A 19,460-nucleotide genomic window follows, 5' to 3' on the forward strand; every position below is an offset into this window, starting at 1 on the left:
TCGCCCTTGCTTAAAATATTACGCGAATGCGCATGGGACCGTTTCTGGGCCAGCACGGCCGATTTAGCTAATATAGCCACGCCTGATCGCCTCGGCGACTGCCTGCACACGGTTAGCGGCGCCCAGTTTGCTCTTCGCGTTGAGAAGGTGTTTCTCGGAGGTATGCTCCGAAATGCCGAGAATCTGCGAAATTTCCCACTCGGACTTTCCGACAGCTGCCCATTGCAGGCATTCGCGCTCACGCGGTGTGAGTTCGATGTGGTCGACGACCTTGCCGGCCATCGTGTGAAGCTGCATGGCGCGGCCGATGGCGTAGGTGGACACCAGCGAGACCATTCCGAATTCGACGTCCGACAGTTCAACGGACTCGCCACCCAGCGAGACCATGACGATCTGGCCGTCGAGCGTTACCAGCGGGAAGGCGAGGCCGTCGCGCAGCTTGAACTCGCGGGCGTCGCCCATGACCTCGTCGCTGCTCTTGTCGATGACGATGGCCTGGGAAGCCTCCCGCCACTGGAACGGGGCCTGCAATTGCTTCATGTGGCTGACGACCGGATCATGGTCGACATAGTTGCGCGCCACATAGCGCTCCAGCCACTCGCCCGGCCAGTCGCAGAGCAGCACATGGTCCTTCTGCTGGCCGCGCGGCGTGCCGGGTTGCGGGACCGTTCCGGCCATCAGCGCCGTCAGCCCGAAACTCGAGGTGACGCCGAGCAGCCGCTCGCACACTGCCGCAGCAGTGTTGGCGTGCTGTAATTGGTCGATGTATTCCAGAGTTCTATCGAACATGCTCATCGCAACATCTACCCCATGTTGCTTCTGCTTTTCGTACCGATAGTAGATGCCCGAACCACCCTTCGCCATCAACCCCGGACCACAAGTTTCTTCGCGACACCTGCCCCTGTTGCGGGCGCGCGCTGAAACTTGCAAACGCACTAAACCATACGCCGAATTCGCCCGTTTGAAATCAAAAACATTGTGCCTGCACTGTTTTCGTACGAAAAGCCAAGGACATGATTGGGCGGAGCGTTATCGTGCCATTCCGATGGATATTTCTGGCCCTCCTGTCGGCGCTGATCGGAGCGTTGCCATTTGCCGACGCGACTCGCGCGGCGGAGCCGCAGGTTCCGGTGCTGTGGGATGCCAAGGAGCGGCTGCCGAAGCCTGATCTTTCGGCGTTGCCGAGGCTGAGGTTCCTCACCACCACCGATTTTCCGCCTTTCAACTTCCTCGACGGCTCCGGCCGGCTGTCGGGTTTCCACATCGACCTGGCGCGGGCGATCTGCGCCGAACTCGGCATCGTCGAGAAATGCCAGATCCAGGCGCTGCCCTGGAACGATCTCGACGACGCGCTGCGGAAAGGCGAAGGCGAGGCGATCATCGCCGGCATCGCGGCGACGCCGGAAAGCCGCGAGAAATACGCCTTCTCGCGTTCCTATCTGCAGTTCCCGGCGCGCTTCATCATGCCGAAGGCCAAGGCGTTTACCGAGCCGATCCTCGACAAGCTGCGCAGCAAGCGCGTGGGCGTCATCGCCGGCTCGGCGCATGAGAAGATGCTGCGCGACTATCTCAGCACGGTGCAGGTCGTGCCCTTCGACAAGCCCGAGGACCTCTACGCGGACCTCAAGGCCGGCAGGATCGACGCCGCCTTCGGCGACGGCATGCGCTTCGCCTTCTGGCTCGGCGGCTCGGAAGCCGCCGGGTGCTGCCGCTTCGCCGGCGGCCCTTATCTGGCGCCCGAATATCTGGGCTCGGGCATGGCGATCGCCACCAGGGCGGGCGACCCGGCGCTGGCCGCCGCCTTCGACTACGCGTTGCAGGAAATCTCGATCAAGGGAACCTTCGCCGAGTTCTACCTGCGCTATTTTCCGGTGAGCTTTTTCTAAGTCAGTGTGCGCAGGCGGGCCTTCGCCGCACGGGCGATCGCCGCCACGGTGAGCGTGTCGAGATCGAGCTTCCGTCGGATGAGCTGCAGCACCCTCAACTCCTCCATGCGCATTTCGAGATCGACTGCCGCGACCTCGAAAGCGGCGGCATAGGCGGTGTCACGCAACCGCTCCGGCAGCGCATCGGCGACGCGCGCGAGGACGCCTTCCAGCCCGTCCTTGTCGTGCAGAGCCTGCTGGCATGCTTGAGCCACGCCGACCAGGCTGTCGCTGTTGAAATCGACAAACACGGGCCAAGAACGGACGACGTCCCCGATCCGCGCCAGTTCGACATCGGTCATGTCGCGGTCGGATGCCGAAGTGATGACCATGAGATAGATCAGGGCTTCGTGCGGCGTCAAAGGCATTCAAAACTCCTTGATGGTGAGGCTTCAACGTAGGATTGGCAGTGAGGCGCCGCAAGGAAAAGCGCCGCAAATCGTTGACGCTCCGGCCCGTCGCGCCTAGAGACCGGGTGAAAATCTTTGCGCGCCCAAGCCGACACATCTGGCCGGCAGATTACCCTGGAAAGTGACATGACGGGATCAAACATCATCGATCTCAATGCCGAGATGCTTGCGGCCGCCGCCGAAAGCAAGGCATGGCCGTTCGAAGAAGCCAAGAAGATCATTGCCCGCTACAAGAACAAGGACTTTCCCGATACCGTCCTATTCGAGACCGGCTACGGCCCGTCCGGCCTGCCGCATATCGGCACCTTCGGCGAGGTGGCGCGCACCACGATGGTGCGGCACGCCTTCCGCGTGCTGACGCGGGACAAGGTCAAGACCAAGCTTTTGTGCTTCTCCGACGATATGGACGGCATGCGCAAGATTCCCGACAACGTGCCGGATCGCGCGGCGCTCGAGCCCTACCTGCACAAGCCGCTCACATCGGTGCCCAATCCGTTCGGCGGCGACTATGCGAGCTTCGCCGATCATAACAACGCAATGCTCTGCCGCTTCCTCGACACGTTCGGCTTCGACTATGAGTTCGCCAGCGCGACCCAATACTACAAGTCCGGGCGCTTCGACGAAGTGCTGCTGCGCGCCGCCGAGCGCTATGACGAGATCATGGCGGTGATGCTGCCGACGCTCGGCGAAGAGCGCCAGGCGACCTACAGCCCATTCCTGCCGATCTCGCCGAAAAGCGGCCGCGTGCTCTACGTGCCGATGAAGCATGTCGACGCCAAGGCCGGCACCATCACCTTCGACGATGAAGGCAGCGAGACCACGCTGCCGGTCACCGGCGGCCATGTGAAGCTGCAGTGGAAGCCGGATTTCGGCATGCGCTGGGCAGCGCTCGGCGTCGATTTCGAAATGTTCGGCAAGGACCACCAGACCAACGCGGCAATCTACGACCGCATCTGCAACATCCTCGGCGGCCGCGCGCCGGAGCATTTCGTCTACGAGCTGTTCCTCGACGAGAACGGCCAGAAGATCTCGAAGTCGAAGGGCAATGGGCTCACCATCGACGAATGGCTGACCTATGCGCCCACCGAGAGCCTCGGCCTCTACATGTACCAGCGGCCGCGGCAGGCCAAGAAGCTTTATTTCGACGTTATCCCGAAGGCGGTCGACGAATATTACGCATTCCTGTCCGCCTATCCGCGCCAGGAGTGGAAGGAGCGGCTCGGCAACCCGGTCTGGCACATGCATGACGGCAATCCGCCGGCCATCGACCTGCCGGTCCCGTTCGCGCTGCTGCTCAATCTGGTCAGCGCCTCCAATGCGCATGACAAGGCGGTGCTGTGGGGTTTCATCTCGCGCCACGCGTCCGGGGTGACGCCGCAGACGCACCCCGAGCTCGACCGGCTGACAGGGTATGCCATCCGCTATTTCGACGACTTCGTGAAGCCTACCAAGGTCTATCGCGCCGCCGACGAGGTGGAGCGCGAGGCGCTGGCGAAGCTTTCGGAAGCGCTCGGCGAGCTGCCGCAGGGCGCGGACGGCGAGGCGATCCAGAACGCGGCGCTCAACGTCGCGCGGCGGATCGAGCGCTATCAGGACCATTCCAAGCAGAGCCCGGAAGGCGGACCCGGCGTGTCGGTCGCCTTCTTCCAGATGATCTATCAGGTGCTGATCGGACAGGAACGGGGGCCGCGTTTCGGCTCTTTCGCGGCGCTCTACGGCATTACGGAGACGCGCGCGCTCATTGAGCGGGCTCTGGCTGGTCAGCTGGCTGCGTAACGTCGCCATCTTCCGCCGGCAGGATGGAACTCGGCGCGGCGGGCGCCGGGCCGGTGGCGGCCGGCAATGCCGGCAGGCCGCCGAGATTCGGAGCGGCGCCGAAAATGCCTTTCCTCGCCGCGCGCGCCTTGTCGCCCGCCTCGACATAGGGGCCGCCTGGCGCCGCGCGGGCCCAGCCGTTTTCCACCAGCCACAGACCGACATCCTTGTTGCCGACCCAGCACTTGACCGCGATGGCCTTCTGCCCGTCTTGCGGCGGCACTGAGCAGACCAGGGTCCGGCCACGCAGGAAAGCGCGGAATGCCGTCCTGGCGCGAACCCCGCAGTCCCATGACTTGCCTTCGTCGCTGCAGGTCTCGTCCTCTTTGACGATGTCGATGCCCGACACGGCGATGGAAAAATCCTTGGCCTTGATCAGGCCGGCGGCGGTGGCGACGGGCTGGAGCAACTTGGTGCCCTCCTCGCCATCCGGCAGTTTCGTTTTCCGCGGCCTGGGCGGACCGGCCAGCGCCAGATCGCTGAGCGGCGCGCGCGGCTCGACCCGTTCCAGTTCCTCGGCAGGCACTTCGGGTGGCGCCACCACGTCGGGATCGATCGCCCGCGAATGCGCCACCGGCTTCGGCGGCTGCGGCGCGGCAGGCGCCAGAATGGCGGACGTCGCCGGTTCCGCAGTTATCGATTCCCGAGGCGCCACATCGGCGTCTTGCCCCGGAAGTGCACTGGCCGGATCGATCTGATCGACCGCGACGACGCTTTCGCTGCCCTTCAGCGAGTGGCCTCCGGCGACGACCAGCGCCGCCATTGCCGGAACCGCCACAAGCGCCAGGGCAAGATGGAGGACCCGCACCAGCCCGGACCTACTGGCTTGCCCAGACGATCCGCGCCACCCACTCGACCTCGCTCATCGGGATATCGCGGTCCGGGTGAGCGGGGTTGAGCGAGACCAGCACGACCGACTTCGCGGTCTGCCGGTCGAGCACCTTGGCCATCACCTCGCCGGCGGTGGTCTTGACGACGACGCGGTCGCCCTTGCGCGTCGGCGCGCCCGGCTCGACGATCAGCACGTCGCCATTGCGGTAGAGCGGCAGCATGGAATCGCCCTGGACCTTCAGCGCATAGGAGGTTTCCGCCGCCCGCGCCGGAAGCTCGACCAGATCCCAGCCCTGCCCTGAGGGATAGCCGGCATCGTCGAAGAAACCGCCGGCACCGGCCTGGGCGAAGCCAAGCAGCGGCACGGCCATACGCGGCGGCGGCGCGGCGGAGGCACCGTGACCCTCAACCAGCACGGTGAATTCTTCCAGCGAGGCGCCGGTGGCCTCGATGATCTTGGCCAGCGATTCGGTCGAAGGCCAGCGCGGCCGGCCGTCGGAGGACAGGCGCTTGGATTTGTTGAAGGCGGTCGAATCGAGGCCCGCGCGGCGGGCGAGACCGGAAGCCGAGAGCGAATAGCGTTCGGCAAGAGCATCGATTGCGGCCCAGACGCGATCGTGTGAGAGCAAGTCCGCTCTCCTTCGAAAAACAGGAAAAAATGCCTCACTGCTGTCTAACGCGCGACCATTCAATTGTCCACCGGCGCGAACAGCGGATTGCAGAGAAAGTCGCCGCTTCCGCAAGATTGACGGGCTCGATCCTGAGCCGGGCGCCGGCACCGACCATGTCGCCGCGTGCGCGATGCAACGTTCGACCCCGGCCGAAACGTCTCGGTGCGCAAGCTTGGTAGGGTGCGGTCCTCGAATTACGAAGGACTGCTCATGTTGCCGAACCACCAATCCATCGCCCCATCCGTTCTGAATTTTGGGACGCCTGTCGTCCTGATGGTTACCCGAAACGATGACGGCCGCGTGGGCCTTGGGTTCATGCGTGGTCCTCGGCTTGAGTTCGGCGACCCAGGGCGCCATCAATCTTCTGCGGGATGGCGAATGCACCCTCAATTTTCCCGCGGCCAGCCTCTGGGCGAATGTCGAACGGATCGCGCGCACCACGGGTGCGAATCCGTTCCACCCCATAAGGCCGAATTGGGGTTCGTTCATGAGGCCGACAAGTTCGCTTTAGGCGGTTTTGCGATCCAGCCCAGCGAATTGATCCTGACGCCGCGCATCGCAGAATGTCCCCTGCAGTTCGAAACACGCCTGCTGACCTGCCATCGCAGCGCGAAGCAGCAAGGCGCATCCTCGACGCACCTCATCATGGAGGTAGACGTGCAGCGAGTACATGCGCACAGCAGCATCGTCTTGCCGGGAACGAACCACATCGACACTGCGCGATGGAATCCGCTGTTCTATGTGTTCCGGCACTATTTTGGCGACGCGGTCGATCTGGGCAAAACCTTCCGGGCCGAACATTGAACGCTTGCTCGATCAGGCCCGCTTGGCCTCTTCGCGCAGGTTCCGGTGCGAGATCATGAATGCCCGCTCGGGCTCGGTCGGCGGGCGCGGTTCCGCCGAATGGCCGAGCGCCGCGACGACCTCCTCAATTTCGAGAAAGCGGCCACCGCGCCGGTCATAGACGCCGCCGGTGGTCAGGATCAGCGCCGCCGTCTCCCCATTGTCGAGGACGAAGCGGTGCTTGCCGATCACCGAAGTGCCTTCCCAGGTCTCGATCGACGACACCACCTCGAAGCGGCTCCACAGCCTGATCTCGCGCACATAGGCCGATTGCAGCCCGCCGATCATCGGCGCCCAGCCGTTCCGCCGCGCGAGCGCGACAAGACCGACGCGAAGAAAAACATCGATACGGCCAAGATCGGCCAGCATCATGTAACGGGCATTGTTGAGATGGCTGTTGAAATCGATGTCGGTCGGCAGGCAGCGAAAGGCCAGCCGGCTCTGATCGCCGATTTGATAAGGGCCACGGCTACGCGCCGTGGCCATCATGCGCGCGAGGCGCCCCCAGACATACATCGGAGTTCGTCAGGCGGCCTTCTTGACCTCGCCCTTCTGGTAAGGGTCGAAGCGCTGGTAGAAAGTCTCGCCCTTCTCGGCCATGTCGAGCAAAAGCTTGGGCGCCTTGAACTCGGCCCCGTATTTCTTCTGCAGGCCCTTGGCGATCTTGACGAAACGCTTGGCGCTGATGCCGTCAATGTAGGAGAGCGCGCCGCCGGTGAACGGCGCGAAGCCGAAGGCGAGGATCGAGCCGACGTCCGCCTCGCGCGGATCGGTGACGATGCCCTCCTCCATGACGCGCACTGCCTCCAGGGCGATGGTGACCAGCAGGCGCTCTTTGAGCTCCTCGTAGTCGACCTTCTCGGGCTTCAGCTGCGGATAGAGATCCTTGAGACCCGGCCACAGCTTCTTCTTCGCCGGCTTGGCAGGATAGTCGTAGAAGCCCTTGCCGTTCTTGCGGCCGAAGCGGCCATGCGTGTCGACCATGGTGTTGATCAGCGCCATCTGCTTCGGGTCGACGGCTTTCTCGCCTAGATCCTTGATGGTCTGCTTCATGATCTTCTGGGCAAGGTCGATCGCCGTCTCGTCGGTCAGCGCCAGCGGGCCGACCGGCATGCCGGCGGCCTTGGCGGCGTTCTCGATCATCGCCGCAGGGACGCCTTCGATAAGCATCTTGTAGGCTTCCGACATATAGCGCAGCACGCAGCGATTGACGTAGAAGCCGCGCGTGTCGTTAACGACGATCGGCGTCTTCTTGATGGCGCGTACGAAGTCGATCGCGACCGCGAGCGCCTTGTCGCCGGTCTTCTTGCCGAGGATGATCTCGACCAGCATCATCTTGTCGACGGGCGAGAAGAAGTGGATGCCGATGAAGTTTTTCGGCCGCGCCGAGTTCTTCGCCAGCGAGGTGATCGGAATGGTGGAAGTGTTCGAGGCAAAGATCGCCGAGGACTTCAGCGCCGCTTCCGCTTTCTCGGTGGCGAGCTTCTTCACGCCTGAATCCTCGAACACCGCCTCGACGACAAGGTCGCAGCCGGCAAGATCGGCATAGTCGGCCGTCGGCGTGATCAGCGACAGCAACCTGTCTTTCTCTTCGGGCTTGGCGCGGCCCTTCTTCACCTGGTCCGAAATCAGGCTGTCGGAATGCGCCTTGCCCTTCTCGGCCGACTCCATGTCGCGGTCGAGCAGCACGACCGGAATGCCGGCCCTGGCCGTGACATAGGCAATGCCGGCGCCCATGAAGCCGGCGCCGAGTATGCCGATCTTCTTGAACTTGCTGTCCGGCACGCCGGTTGGGCGGCGCGCGCCCTTGTTCAGTTCCTGCAGCGACACGAAAAGCGAGCGGATCATCGCCGCCGCTTCCTTGGTCTGCATGATCTCGGTGAAGTAGCGCTGCTCGATCCGGAGCCCGGTGTCGAAGGGCACCAGCAGGCCCTCATAGACGCATTTGAGGATCGCGGCGGCCGCCGGATAGTTGCCATAGGTCTCGCGGCGCAGGATGGCGATGGCCGGCGGCCAGAGATTGGCGCCGGCTGCCGAATAGATCGGACCGCCGGGCAGCTTGAAACCCTTTTCGTCCCATGGCGCCACCGGCTTCAGGCCGTTTTTGATCATCGCCTTGGCGGTCTCGAGAAGCTTCTTCGGCTCGGCGATCTCGTGGATCAAGCCCATCGACTTCGCCTTTTGCGGCGTCAGATTCTGGCCGGTCGTCAGCATCTGCAGCGCCTGCTGCTGATCCGTCAGCCGCGGCACGCGCTGGGTGCCGCCGGCGCCCGGGAAGATGCCGATCTTCACCTCGGGGAGCGCCATCTTCACCTTGTCGGAATCGGCCGCGACGCGGCCATGGCAGGCGAGCGACATCTCGAAGGCGCCGCCCATGCAGGTGCCGTTGATCGCCGATACCCACGGCTTGCCGCAGGTCTCGATCTTGCGGAACAGGCCGGTCATATAGCCGGCATTGTCGAACAGCGCCTTGGTCGCCTTTTCGAGGTCCTTCTCCTTTTCGACGGCGAAGGTGGCGAGCATCTTCTGCAGCATGGTGATGTCGGCACCGCCGGAGAAGCTGTCCTTGCCGGAGGTGATGACCGCGCCTTTGATGGCGGCGTCGTCGGCCACACGATCGACGATGGCGTTGAGCTCGCGCATCGCCTCTTCGGTGAAGACGTTCATCGAGCGGCCCGGCATGTCCCAGGTGACCAGCGCGATCCCGTCGGCGTCCACGTCGAGGGTGAAATTGGTGTAGCTCATCTTTTCTCTCCCCGTCAGACGCGTTCGATGATGGTGGCGGTGCCCATGCCGGCGCCGATGCAGAGCGTGACCAGCGCGGTGTTCAGGTCCCGGCGCTCCAGCTCGTCCAGCACCGTGCCGAAGATCATCGCGCCGGTGGCGCCGAGCGGATGGCCCATGGCGATCGCGCCGCCATTGACGTTGATCTGGTCATGCGGGATGTCGAAGGCCTGCATATAGCGCAGCACAACGGAAGCGAAGGCCTCGTTGAGCTCGAACAGGTCGATGTCCGACAGCTTCATCTTGGCACGCTTCAAGAGCTTTTCGGTGACGTCGACCGGGCCGGTCAGCATCAGCACCGGCTCGGAACCGATATTGGCGAACGAGCGGATGCGCGCGCGGGGCTTCAAGCCCATGGCCTTGCCGGCCTTCTTGGAGCCGAGCAGTACAGCAGCGGCGCCGTCGACGATGCCGGATGAGTTGCCGGCATGGTGGACGTGGTTCACTTCCTCGACTTCCGGATGCTTCTGCACGGCCACCGCATCGAAGCCGCCCATCTCGCCCGGCATGACGAAGGACGGATTGAGCGAGGCGAGCGACTGCATGTCGGTCGAAGGCCGCATGTGCTCGTCACGGTCGAGGATGGTGAGGCCGTTCTGGTCCTTGATCGGGACCACCGAATTCTTGAAGCGGCCGTCCTCCCACGCCTTGGCGGCGCGCTTCTGGCTCTCGACGGCGTAAGCGTCGACGTCGTCGCGGCTGAACCCGTATTTCGTCGCGATCAGGTCGGCCGAGATGCCCTGCGGCACGAACCAGCCGGGAAGCCCGACGGAGGGGTCCATGAACCAGGCGCCGCCGGACATGCCCATGCCGACACGCGACATGGATTCTACGCCCCCGGCAATGACGATCTCGTCCGCGCCTTGCGCGATCTTGGCGGCGCCGAAATTGATGGCATCGAGTCCGGAAGCGCAGAAGCGCGATATCTGCATGCCGGGCGCCTTGGTGTCGTAGCCGGCCTCGAAGGCGGCGGCGCGCGGAATGACCGAGCCCGCTTCGCCGACCGGATCGACGCAGCCGAAGATGATGTCGTCGACCGTGCCGGTGTCGAGCGCGTTGCGGTCACGCAGCGCCTCAAGCGTCTTTGCCGCGAGCCGCACCGCCGGCACCTCGTGCAGCGAGCCATCCTTCTTGCCTCTGCCGCGCGGCGTGCGCACGGCGTCATAGACGTAAGCTTCGGCCATTTTCGTGCTCCTTGGATTTGCCGGTCGCTGCGCTCAGAGAGAGCGCCCGATCAGCAATTTCATGATCTCGTTGGTGCCGCCGTAGATGCGCTGGACGCGGGCGTCGCGGAACATGCGGGCGATCGGATATTCGTTCATGTAGCCATAGCCGCCATGCAGTTGAAGGCATTCGTCGACGACTTTGCCCTGCAGGTCGGACAGCCAGTATTTGGCCATAGAGGCGGTGACCGGGTCGAGGCCGCCGTCGATGTGGCGGGCGACGCAGTCGTTGTAGAAGACGCGGCCGATCGTGGCCTCGGTCTTCAGCTCGGCCAGCTTGAACTGGGTGTTCTGGAAATCGATGATCGCCTTGCCGAAGGCCTTGCGCTCCTTGACGTAGTCGATGGTCAGCGCCAGCGCCCGCTCGATCATGGCGATCGCGCCGGTGCCGATCTGCAGCCGCTCCTGCGGCAATTGCTGCATCAGCTGGACGAAGCCCTTGCCTTCCTCATGGCCGAGCAGGTTGGAGGTCGGCACGCGCACGTCGTTGAAGAACAGCTCGGAGGTGTCGTTGGCCTTGAGCCCTATTTTGTCGAGGTTGCGACCGCGTTCGAAGCCCTCGACCTCGTCGGTCTCGACGACGATCAGCGAGGTGCCCTTGGCGCCCTTGTCCGGATCGGTCTTGGTGACGACGATGATCAGGTTGGCAAGCTGGCCGTTGGTGATGAAGGTCTTGGAGCCGTTGAGCTTGTAGTGATTGCCGTCCTTCTCGGCACGGGTCTTGACGCCCTGAAGGTCGGAGCCGGCGCCGGGCTCGGTCATAGCGATGGCGCCGATCAGCTCCCCGGTCGCCAGTTTCGGCAGCCATTTTTCTTTCTGCTCCTCGGAGCCGTAATGCAGGATGTATGGCGCGACGATCGAGTTGTGCAGGCCGATGCCGAAGCCGTCGACCCCGACGTGGCCGATAGCCTCGATGATGGCGCTCTCATGCGCGAAGGTGCCGCCGGAGCCGCCATATTTCTCCGGCATAGAGGCGCAGAGCAGGCCGGCGGCGCCCGCCTTCAGCCAGCTCTCGCGGTCGAAAATCTCGTTCTTCTCGAACTCTTCGTAGCGCGGCGCGATCTCCTCCGACATGAAGCGGCTCGCCATCTCGTAGAGCATGCCGACTTCGTCCGCCGCCCAGGCGGGCTTCGGCAGGCCAAGAACTTCGGCTGGATTTGTCATGCTGTTTCCTCCACTGCGCCGGCGTCCCCCTCCCCCTTGAGGGGAGGGTGGCCGCGAAGCGGCCGGGAGGGGTCGCCGATGAGGTGCTCGGCCTTGTCCTTAACAAACTGCGCCACATGCCATGCACTGTTAATGACATCAGGCTCATCAATCCTGACAACGACATACCCGAGTGACGGCAAACAGGCGTCGCGGTTCACATCATGACGTCTGCCAGCTTCGGTTTCGTGCAGGTCGCCGTCGACCTCGACGATCAGTTTGACCTTCGGGCAGACGAAATCGACAATGTACGGGCCGATCGGCGATTGCCGCCTGAACTTCAGGCCATCAGCCGTCAGCTCGCGCAATTCGTACCACAGCAGGGACTCGGCCTTCGCCGTGTGCAGACGAAGCGAGCACGCTTTCTGTCGCATCTCGAAACTGACCCGCGTGCGGGGCATTGTGTTAGTCCTTCTCCCAGGGTGCGTCGCCAGAATTGGCGTCGAGTTCGTCGCGGGCGACCCCTCCCGGCCCTTCGGGCCACCCTCCCCTCAAGGGGAGGGGGACGCCGAGCATTTCTAGAACGCTTCCGCCGGCAGCGCCATTAGCGTATCCGCGCCACTGGAAATGCGGGCGAGGCGCGTCGCGCTCTCCGGCATGATCCGCTCCATGAAGAAGCGCGCCGTCACCAGCTTGTTGTCGTAGAACGACGCGGCCCCATTGGCACCTTCGGCGAGCTTCGTTTGGGCGGCCTTGGCCATCTGGCCCACATGTAGCCCAATGCCACCAGGCCGAAGAGATGCATGTAGTCGGTCGAGGCGGCGCCCGCATTGTCGGGCTTGGCCATGGCATTCTGCACCAGCCACATGGTCGCCGCCTGCAGGTCGTTGAGGCCCTTCTTCAGCGCCTTGGTGAAGGGCGCCATCTTGTCGTCAGCGCGGTTTTCCTCGCAGAATTCGCCGACCTCCTTGAAGAAGGCCTGCACGGCGCGGCCGCCATTCTGCGCCAGCTTGCGGCCGACCAGATCAAGCGCCTGAATGCCGTTGGCGCCTTCATAGATCATGGCGATGCGGGCATCGCGGACGAACTGGCTCATGCCGTGTTCTTCGATGTAGCCGTGGCCGCCGAACACCTGCTGCGCCATCACGGCGTGATCGAAGCCCTTGTCAGTCAGCACGCCCTTGACCACCGGCGTCAGCAGACCGGTGTAGTCGTCGGCCGACTGGCGGTCCCTTTCGTCACCGGAGCGGTGCGCGACGTCCGACTTGATCGCCGTCCACAGCGCCAGCGCTCGGCCGCCCTCGTTGAACGCCTTCATGGTCATCAGCGAGCGGCGGATATCGGGATGGACGATGATCGGGTCGGCCTTCTTGTCCAGTGCCTTGATGCCCGACAGCGAGCGCCCCTGGAGGCGGTCCTTGGCGTAAGACACCGCGTTCTGATAGGCGATCTCCGAGACCGAGAGCCCTTGCAGACCAACGCCCAGGCGGGCCTCGTTCATCATCGTGAACATGGCCTTCAGGCCACCGTTCAACTCGCCGAGCAAAGTGCCTTCGGCCTCGTCATAGTTCATGACGCAGGTCGAGTTGCCGTGGATGCCCATCTTCTCCTCGATCGAGCCGCAGGAGAGCGCGTTGCGCGCGCTGACATTGCCCGAGTCGTCGAGCTTGAACTTCGGCACGATGAACAGCGAGATGCCTTTGACGCCTTCCGGCGCCCCTTCGACGCGGGCCAGCACCAGATGGACGATGTTGTCGGCCATGTCGTGCTCGCCGGCGGAGATGAATATCTTCTGGCCGGAAATCCTGTAGGTGCCGTCGCCATTGGGCACCGCCTTGGTGCGCAGCAGGCCGAGATCGGTGCCGCAATGCGGCTCGGTGAGATTCATGGTGCCGGTCCAGGCGCCCTCGATCAGCCTGGGCAACCAGGTGGCCTTCTGCTCGTCCGTGCCATGGGTGACAATGGCCGCGATCGCGCCCTGCGTGAGGCCGGGATACATCATCAGCGCCATATTGGCGGACACCATGTATTCGGAGACCGCGGTGTGGACTGTATAGGGCAGACCCTGGCCACCGAACTCGGCCGGTGCCGCTAGGCCCATCCAGCCGCCCTCGCGATACTGGCTGAAAGCGTCCTTGAATCCCTTGGGCGTGGTCACGCTACCGTCTTCATGGCGCACGCAGCCTTCCATATCGCCGACCCGGTTCAGCGGATGCATGACGTTTTCGGCTAGCTTGGCGCCTTCGGCAAGAATCGCCTCGACGACGTCCGGCGTAGCGTCCGAGAAGCCCGGAAGATTAGAATAGCGCTGGTAGCCGAGCACGTCGTTGAGCACGAACAGCGTGTCCTGGACGGGCGCCCTGTAGATCGTCATGCCTTCCTCCACCCTTGCGGTCCCGGCCGGCCAGCAAGTTTCCGATCCGGATGTGGATGGGAGGCCGAGCCAATGTCGATGCCCCCGATAGCAAATATTGACGTTTGCGTAAACGTCAACTTCGTCGCAGCCCGAAATTTTTGATTAGCGCTCGCTCCAAGGCAACAAAAAAGCCGCGCGGCTGCAGCCACGCGGCTTTCTCTATCCTAGGCTATGCCGTTAGCGTGAGATCAGCCGGCGGCGCTTGCCTGCGGCGCGGCCCGCTCGGCCAGCATCTGGCGAACGATCGCCATCGAATTGCTCAGGTCGCTGATAGCCTCATCGATCAGCGCGCGCTGCTTCTGCAAGCGGGCAAGCTGCTTCTCGGACTTGTCGAGCGCCAGCCGCAACTGCTTGGTGTTGGATCCGGTCGGATCGTAAAGATCCATCATCTGCTTGACGTCCCGCAGCGAGAAACCGACCTTGCGGCCGAGCAGGATCAGCTTCAGCCGGGCCTTGTCGCGGCGCGTGTAGAGACGGGTCGAGCCGTCGCGCTTCGGATTGAGCAGGCCCTTGTCCTCGTAGAATCGCAGCGTGCGCAAGGTCACGCCGTACTTCTTGGCCATCTCGCCGATACGGACGAATTCTTCGTCGGTCTCGACCGATATGTGATTGCTATTGGCCGCGGCTTCGCCGGGCGAAACAAGTTTCATGGTCACTGGCTTTCCCCTGATGGCGTCGCGGTCACGGACCAAAACGTCGCCTGAGTGGAAGCGGGGGCGTGCTTCCAATCGTGGTTTCGACAATTCAATCGCAAGAGGCACGGCTTCGCACCTTTTACGTTTACGTCAATTCTATACCGACAGCCGGCACCTGACGCAAGGGCGTTGTCGGAAACACTCCTTTATGCCGCACTCGGATGCCATTGGGGCGGGCGGGTCAGGATTATGCGCCACTTCTTAAGCTTAGTTAACGCCTTGTTTACCACGTTGGGCGAAATGTGCGCATGTCGGTCACCCGTGTTTATCCTGTAGCGAATTTTTCACGGTTTTCGAAGCGTGGGTGAGAAACCCGGGAAGCCCGTCTTCCTCCGCAGCAAAACCGCGCGGACGCCTTCGTTCCCGGCAGACTCTGGGAAACCGGTCTCAGCCGGTCATTCTGAACACGGGCGCATCGATGAACAGCAAGCGGTCCTATCTCGATACACTCAACGCCGGTAGGCAGCGCCGGTCGCAGACCTCGCTGGAGGATCTGAGCCGCTCGCTCGAAACGCTGGAGCAGCGGCTGGAGCGGACGCGCAGCGACACGCCCGAGCGCCCCGATCCGCGGCGGCCGGCCCCCGAGCCGCGCTATGCGGCCGCGCAACCTTATGGTTCGCCCCGCTGGTACGAGGAACCCTACACCACGCAGAGGGACCAAAATCGCGGACCGCAAAACCGCGGGTCGCAGAACCCGGCGGCCGCAGCTTCCGACTTCGGCCCCAATTATCAGGCCATTGCCCGCGACATCGACCGGGTGCGCGGACAGGAAGATGGCGTCGCGATGGTTGGCAAGATCGCGGTCGAATTGCGCGGACTGCGCGAGGAGTTGCGCCATCAGATGACCGCCGGCCTGCAGCGCGAATTCGACGCGCTGCGTCAGGATATCGATCGCGCCATGCAGGCGGCGAGCCAGCATGGTGCCCCCGCCGACAAGAACAGCGCCGAGCTCGGCCTCGAGTTCGAACGGCTTTCCGGCGCCATCCACACGCTTGCCGAAAAAAGCGACGATCGCAGCGTCAACCTGCTGCGGCTGGAGTTGGAGCAGGTCAAGGCGGCGCTCGACACGCTGGCGCGCGAGGAAAGCGTGCGGGCCGTCGACCAAAGCGTGCAGGCCGTCGACCGCCGCTGGGACGATTTCGATCGCCGCTGGAGCGCCTTCGAGGATCGCGTCGACGCCGACCAGCGCCAGCGCGCCGAGGGTCCCAACCTTTCGGCGCTGACCGACCGCCTCGAACAGATCAGCAGCGCGGTCAACAACCTGCCGAAATCGCTGTCGCTCGCCTCGCTGGAGGAAAAGGTGCGCACCCTCGCCGGAGCGGTCGACCGTTTCGCCAGCCAGCAAACGATGCGCGGCGGCGAGACGCTTGCCATGATCGACGAGCGGCTGGACGAGATCTCGCGCGCCATCGTCGCCTCGACGGTGGCCGCGCAGGCCAATGCCTTCGATCCGGAAACCTTCGGGCGAATCGAGAAACGGATCGCCTCGCTGGCGGAGCAGATCGAGGAGGTCGCGCAGTCGCGTCCCGGCGCCGAGGTCATCGACCGCCTCAACCTTCTGTCCAGCCGTGTGGACGAGCTCGCTGAGCGCGCCCATCTGCCGGAGCAGGCGATGGAGCGTCTCGGCAAGCAAATTGCTTTGATCACCGACAAGATAGACCGCGCGCCGGCGATGCCCGACGCCGACCACATCTTCCAGGGCCTGGAGCAGCGTTTCGACGCGCTGTCCACGCTGCTCGAGCGCCGCCAGGGTGATGCCATCGAGCAGAGCAACCTGCTGTTCCGCGAACTCGAGCGGCGGCTGGACGAAGTCGCCGACAGGCTCGACCAGCGCATGCGGCAGGACGACGGCGCTGGCATCATGGAGGCGATCGACGCCCGCTTCACCGCGCTTGCCAAGCGCATCGAGACGCGCGCGCCCGATCCCGCCAACGAGATGGCGATCCGTGGCCTGGAAAGCCGGCTCGAGGACATCTCCAGCCGGCTGGAATCCTCCGCCGCGCAGGTCGCCGGCATTGATCCGGCACTGATCCGCAGCCTTGAGTCGCAGGTGACCGCCCTTTCGGCGCATCTTTCGAAGCCGAGCGCACCGCTTCCCGATTTCGAGGACATCAGCCCTCGCCTCGACGAGATCGAGAAGTCGCTGGCCGGCACGCGCGATTCCATCCTCACCGTCGCGCGCGAGGCTGCGGAGAACGCCGTGCGGTCGCTGGGCGAATCGAGTTCCGGCACGGCTGCTTCCAACGCAGCCGCCGTGAGCGGGCTCGCGCAGGACCTGAAGACGCTCGAAGCGCTCACCCGCCGTTCCGACGAGCGCAATTCGCGCACGTTCGAGGCGATCCACGACACGCTGCTCAAGATCGTCGACCGGCTCGGCTCGCTGGAGGCCGAAGGTCCCAGTGAAGCGGTCAGCGAACTGATCGACCCGCAGCCGGGCGGCAAGCGGGCCGCCCGCACCGGCAAGATCGCCGTCCAGGACGCGCCGTCGATGGATATCGACCAGCCGCTGCCACTGACCGGAGACATCGCCGATCTCGATGCGCGCGCCGCCTCCATCCTGCGCCACGATCCGGTTTCGCGAAACGAGCCGGCTGCACCGGGCGAACCTGTTACGCGTAGCGAACCTGTTACGCGTGGCGAATCTGTTACGCGTGGCGAACCTGTAATGCGCGGCGAAGCTGCCGCTCGCACGCCCGCCGAGGCCGCGGCCGCCGCCGCAATGGCTGCGCTCGGATCGGACGAAATTGGCGAGAAGGCTGAGACCACCGGCCGCAAGAAGTCGATGTTCAGCGGACTGGCGCGCGCCTTCAAGGGCAAGAAGAACGAGGACACGCCGCCGCTTGCCGGCTCGGCACCGGCCGGCGACGTTCCGACCGTCGACATCGACGAACCGCTCGATCCCAGAGCCGCCAACCGGCCGCTCGAACCTGGTTCCGGCGCGCCGGACCTCAACGCCATCATGAAGCGCGTGCGCGACGAGCGCGGCGGTCAGCCGGCCAAGCGCAGCGAGACAGATGCCGCCAAATCCGATTTCATCGCGGCCGCCCGCCGCGCGGCGCAGGCCGCCGCCGCGGAAGCCGACGCGCTGAAGCGGCAGTCGACGATGACCGGCCCGGTGAAGGCGCTCAGAATCGGCGATCTGCTCAAGGCGCGGCGCAAGCCGATCCTGATGGCGGCGGCCGCGATCATGATGGCACTGGCCGGCCTGCAGCTCGGCAAGGCGTTCTTCTCCGACCCCGCACCGGTCGCCAGCAACGACGTCGCGCCGATCGTCTCCACCCAATCGGTCGAAACCGCCTCGCTCGATGTCAGCACGCCCAAGCCCGACACGGGCACTGCGAAGTCCGAGAGCGCGCCGGCGCGTGCCGTCAGGCAGGCCGAGCCGTCGAAGGACGATCCAACGCCACAGGCCGCCTTTCAACCATCCGCACCCGAAATGCCCGCGGCCGCGGCGCCAGCCGAACCGGCGCCTGCTCCGGCGACTCCGTCCGCGCCTGCCCGGCCCGCGCCGATGGCTTCGGCGACACCCTCGGAGCCAGTCTCTCCGGCTGCGAACGGGCCTGCCATGGACACGGACGGCGATGCGCAGCCCACCATCGGCGCGCCGGCGAGCACACCAATGCCCGGTGCCGCCGCAGCCGGTGCTTCCTCGGCCGGCACGCCGGCAACCACGTCCGCCGATACCACGGGCACCGTCCCGCCGGGCGGCGGCCAGACGGCAAGTTCGGCCGCCAAGATCGATGTCCCGGCCGATATCGGTCCGGTGGCGCTGCACGACGCGGCCGCAGGCGGTGACGCCAAGGCGCTGTTCGAGATCGGCTCGCGCTACGCGGAATCGCGCGGCGTCAAGGAAGACATGGCGGCGGCCGCCAAATGGTATGAGAAATCCGCCGAACTGGGCTTCGCACCGGCCGAATACCGCATCGGCAATTTTTACGAGAAGGGCATCGGCGTCGCGCGCGACATCAAGAAAGCCAAGACCTATTACCAACTCGCGGCGGAACAGGGCAACGCCAGCGCCATGCACAATCTGGCGGTTCTGTTCGCCATGGCGGCGGACGGCGTGACCGACAATGAGTCGGCGGCGCACTGGTTCCAGGAGGCGGCCGACCTCGGCGTCAAGGACAGCCAGTTCAATCTCGGCATCCTTTCGGCCAAGGGCGTCGGCATGAAGCAGAACCTGGAGGAATCCTACAAATGGTTCGCTCTCGTCGCCAAGACCGGCGACAAGGACGCTGCGGCCAAACGCGACGAGATCGCCAATGCGCTCAGGCCCGAGCAGCTCGAGCGGGCGCGCGCCGCCACGGACCTGTGGAAGGCCAAGCCGCTCAACGCGGCCAGCAACTCGGCCGACATTCCGGAATCCTGGCAGGACAGCACGCCGCAGACCACCGCCGGCATCGACATGAAGAAGGCGGTGAAGAACATCCAGCTGATCCTCAATAAGAACGGCTATGATGCCGGCGGCGCCGACGGCGTGATGGGCGACAAGACCAAGAACGCGATCATGGCCTTTCAGACCGACAACAAGATGAAGCCGACCGGCGAGATCGACGCGCCACTCGTCAAGGCGCTGCTTGCGCACAAATAACGGCAGGCGCGTCGCTTCCGCGACGGCTTGCCACAGATTTGCCTGTTAACTGATTGAGACGGTTTTCGTTTCGGCGCGGCGCCGGGGTTTGACCCCGGCGCCGCGCCGCGCAA

Annotated in this window: 14 protein-coding genes and 1 pseudogene; 4 read left to right on the plus strand and 11 right to left on the minus strand. The window is 64.4% G+C overall.

Going from position 1 to position 19,460, the window contains the following annotated elements:
• Nucleotides 1-63 precede the first annotated feature (63 nt).
• Nucleotides 64-795, minus strand: a complete 732-nt coding sequence (locus EJ078_RS11395) for a LuxR family transcriptional regulator (RefSeq protein ID WP_066996863.1) — start codon at nucleotides 793-795, stop codon at nucleotides 64-66.
• A 218-nt stretch (nucleotides 796-1,013) separates the two neighbouring features.
• On the opposite strand from EJ078_RS11395, the gene EJ078_RS11400 reads away from it, so the two are divergent.
• Entirely contained in the window at nucleotides 1,014-1,886 is an 873-nt protein-coding gene (locus EJ078_RS11400) for a transporter substrate-binding domain-containing protein (RefSeq protein WP_127215486.1), read from the plus strand.
• Here the strand turns inward: EJ078_RS11400 and EJ078_RS11405 are convergent.
• Complete coding sequence (locus tag EJ078_RS11405; RefSeq protein ID WP_095826065.1) at nucleotides 1,883-2,293, minus strand: tellurite resistance TerB family protein; 411 nt, start codon at nucleotides 2,291-2,293, stop codon at nucleotides 1,883-1,885. The genes EJ078_RS11400 and EJ078_RS11405 overlap by 4 nt on opposite strands.
• A gap of 168 nt (nucleotides 2,294-2,461) precedes the next feature.
• Here EJ078_RS11405 and EJ078_RS11410 point away from each other — a divergent pair, with 168 nt between their 5' ends.
• Nucleotides 2,462-4,111, plus strand: coding sequence for a lysine--tRNA ligase (locus EJ078_RS11410; RefSeq protein ID WP_127215485.1), 1,650 nt, complete (start codon nucleotides 2,462-2,464; stop codon nucleotides 4,109-4,111).
• On the opposite strand, the gene EJ078_RS11415 is transcribed toward EJ078_RS11410, so the two are convergent.
• Nucleotides 4,074-4,958 (minus strand): thermonuclease family protein, encoded by an 885-nt coding sequence (locus EJ078_RS11415; RefSeq protein WP_245459202.1) that lies wholly within the window; start codon nucleotides 4,956-4,958, stop codon nucleotides 4,074-4,076. The genes EJ078_RS11410 and EJ078_RS11415 overlap by 38 nt on opposite strands.
• Nucleotides 4,959-4,968: 10 nt before the next feature.
• Nucleotides 4,969-5,610 carry a helix-turn-helix transcriptional regulator gene (locus EJ078_RS11420; RefSeq protein ID WP_067322695.1) on the minus strand — a complete coding sequence of 214 codons (642 nt, stop codon included), beginning with the start codon at nucleotides 5,608-5,610 and terminating at the stop codon, nucleotides 4,969-4,971.
• Nucleotides 5,611-5,862: 252 nt separating this feature from the next.
• Here EJ078_RS11420 and EJ078_RS11425 point away from each other — a divergent pair, with 252 nt between their 5' ends.
• Entirely contained in the window at nucleotides 5,863-6,456 is a 594-nt protein-coding gene (locus tag EJ078_RS11425) for a flavin reductase family protein (protein ID WP_245459203.1), read from the plus strand.
• A gap of 12 nt (nucleotides 6,457-6,468) precedes the next feature.
• Here the strand turns inward: EJ078_RS11425 and EJ078_RS11430 are convergent, their stop codons facing one another.
• The 7 genes and pseudogenes from EJ078_RS11430 to EJ078_RS11460 all read right to left on the minus strand — a co-directional run bounded on the left by EJ078_RS11430 (nucleotide 6,469) and on the right by EJ078_RS11460 (nucleotide 14,711).
• Nucleotides 6,469-7,011, minus strand: a complete 543-nt coding sequence (locus EJ078_RS11430; protein ID WP_095829200.1) for a thioesterase family protein — start codon at nucleotides 7,009-7,011, stop codon at nucleotides 6,469-6,471.
• A gap of 9 nt (nucleotides 7,012-7,020) precedes the next feature.
• Nucleotides 7,021-9,240 (minus strand): 3-hydroxyacyl-CoA dehydrogenase NAD-binding domain-containing protein, encoded by a 2,220-nt coding sequence (locus tag EJ078_RS11435; protein ID WP_127403830.1) that lies wholly within the window; start codon nucleotides 9,238-9,240, stop codon nucleotides 7,021-7,023.
• Between the two features lie 14 nt (nucleotides 9,241-9,254).
• Nucleotides 9,255-10,463 carry an acetyl-CoA C-acetyltransferase gene (locus EJ078_RS11440; RefSeq protein ID WP_095829202.1) on the minus strand — a complete coding sequence of 403 codons (1,209 nt, stop codon included), beginning with the start codon at nucleotides 10,461-10,463 and terminating at the stop codon, nucleotides 9,255-9,257.
• A 33-nt stretch (nucleotides 10,464-10,496) separates the two neighbouring features.
• Nucleotides 10,497-11,666, minus strand: coding sequence for an acyl-CoA dehydrogenase family protein (locus EJ078_RS11445; protein WP_127243395.1), 1,170 nt, complete (start codon nucleotides 11,664-11,666; stop codon nucleotides 10,497-10,499).
• The gene (locus EJ078_RS11450) at nucleotides 11,663-12,106 is read right to left on the minus strand and encodes an endonuclease domain-containing protein (RefSeq protein WP_095826070.1); all 444 of its coding nucleotides are present in this window, start codon (nucleotides 12,104-12,106) and stop codon (nucleotides 11,663-11,665) included. The genes EJ078_RS11445 and EJ078_RS11450 overlap by 4 nt, the downstream gene beginning before the upstream one ends.
• Nucleotides 12,107-12,223: 117 nt before the next feature.
• A pseudogene (locus tag EJ078_RS11455) lies at nucleotides 12,224-14,019 on the minus strand (acyl-CoA dehydrogenase).
• 230 nt (nucleotides 14,020-14,249) lie between these two features.
• Nucleotides 14,250-14,711 (minus strand): MerR family DNA-binding transcriptional regulator, encoded by a 462-nt coding sequence (locus EJ078_RS11460; RefSeq protein ID WP_082980529.1) that lies wholly within the window; start codon nucleotides 14,709-14,711, stop codon nucleotides 14,250-14,252.
• A gap of 463 nt (nucleotides 14,712-15,174) precedes the next feature.
• On the opposite strand from EJ078_RS11460, the gene EJ078_RS11465 reads away from it, so the two are divergent.
• A complete protein-coding gene (locus EJ078_RS11465; RefSeq protein WP_128294385.1) occupies nucleotides 15,175-19,347 on the plus strand; it encodes a peptidoglycan-binding protein in 4,173 nt (1,390 codons plus the stop codon).
• Nucleotides 19,348-19,460: the final 113 nt, after the last annotated feature.

Source organism: Mesorhizobium sp. M1A.F.Ca.IN.022.06.1.1, assembly GCF_003952605.1.
Taxonomy (GTDB): domain Bacteria; phylum Pseudomonadota; class Alphaproteobacteria; order Rhizobiales; family Rhizobiaceae; genus Mesorhizobium.